The organism is Peribacillus sp. P4_C12, from assembly GCF_056402095.1.
The window spans coordinates 1-1,610 of record NZ_JBFUIB010000696.1; the positions used below are offsets into that span (position 1 = coordinate 1).

At 37.0% G+C, this 1,610-nt stretch carries 2 protein-coding genes; both read left to right on the forward strand.

Annotated elements, in window-relative coordinates; translation table 11 throughout:
* On the forward strand, positions 1 to 1,012 hold a 1,012-nt coding region (locus tag AC1DUW_RS28100; RefSeq protein ID WP_477644088.1), incomplete at its 5' end, for an enoyl-CoA hydratase/isomerase family protein.
* Between the two features lie 198 nt (positions 1,013 to 1,210).
* Positions 1,211 to 1,610: iron-containing alcohol dehydrogenase (locus AC1DUW_RS28105; protein WP_477644089.1), on the forward strand; the 400-nt coding region annotated here is incomplete at its 3' end.

A 1,610-nucleotide genomic window follows, 5' to 3' on the forward strand; every position in this document is an offset into this window, starting at 1 on the left:
GAACCGTCCTCAGGCACTCAATGCTCTTTCTGCAGAAATGGTAGAGAGTCTGAAGACAACTTTAGATACGTGGAGAGCAGATCCAAAAGTGTCGTTAATTTGTATTTTAGGAGAAGGAACAAAAGGTTTGTGTGCTGGAGGTGATATGCGATTCTTCTATAATCAACGGAACGCTAACGTAGAAGAGCATGCCCGCCGTTTCTTCACTACGGAATACCGGATGGATCTAATGATACATCAATACCCAAAACCAATTCTTGTTTATATGGATGGAATTGTTATGGGAGGTGGTGTGGGATTATCTGTCGGGGCAAGTGAAAGGATTGTTACAGAAAAAACAAAATGGGCCATGCCTGAAATGAATATCGGTTTCTTCCCTGATGTAGGCGCAAGTTACTTTCTGAATAAAATGCCTGGTCATGTAGGACGTTACCTTGCGCTAACTGGGGCAACTATACAGCCTGCTGATGTAATTTATGTAGGAGCTGCGAATCGTTATATGGAAAGTACTCGTTGGGAGGAATTCATTTACGAGATTCAAAATAAAAATTGGAATTTGGACGATGCAAGGAAACAAATTTGTGAGTTACTAGATTCCTTTTGTTCTCATCTAGTAGAAAAATCTCCTCTCTCCGCCTTGCAATTAAAAATAGATAAACACTTTGCATATGAAACTCTGGAAGAAATTGTTATTTCATTGGGTGTGGCGGCTGATTCAGGAGACGATTGGGCATCTAAAACAAAATCTACAATCCAATCTAAATCTCCAACTTCATTGAAAGTAACTTTAAGTCAATTACAGAAGGGAAATAATCAGTCACTTACTTCATGTTTTAATATGGAGCTTAAATTAAGTATGAATTTTATGAAGAATCATGATTTCTATGAAGGAGTTCGTTCTGTGTTAGTTGAGAAGGATCGTAAACCACATTGGAGGCCAAATTCTTTAGCTGATGTAAGTAAAGAGGATATAGAGAGGCATTTTAATCATAATATTAATATTTCAAATTAAAAGCACTATGAAAAAATGTGACTCTTAAAAGTAGAGAGTTAAACAACAACAAGTGGGCTTAGGGAAACAAGAGATGACTTCTGAGTTCATCAGGAGTCTTCTTTTTTAAAGGATGGGAGCACATTAATGTTATGACATTTATTAAAGGAGAATTGAGCATTATTTTGAAAGAAAAAAGATAATGAAAGGAGGCGAATTATGGGAGGATATTCAGAGTTTCGTATGCCTAACTCAGTTATATACGGTCAAAATTCTTTAACTCAGCTTGGGGAACAAGTTGTTGCTCATGGTAATAAAGTACTTTTGATAAGTGATCGTATAATGGAGAAAATAGGTCTTGTAAAAAAATGCGGAAAATATTTAGAAGGTTCAGATGTTTCTTATGTTTCATATTTGGATGTTAACACTGAACCGACGGATTTACATATCAATGAAGCACTTAATCTTTGCTTAAGAGAGCAATGTGATGTCATTGTGGCGGTAGGAGGAGGCAGTTGCATCGACGCTGCCAAAGCTGTAGCAGTAGTAGCAACCAATGGTGGATATATTGGTGATTATATGGGAGGGAATTCTACAATAAAGGAACAACCTATTCCTC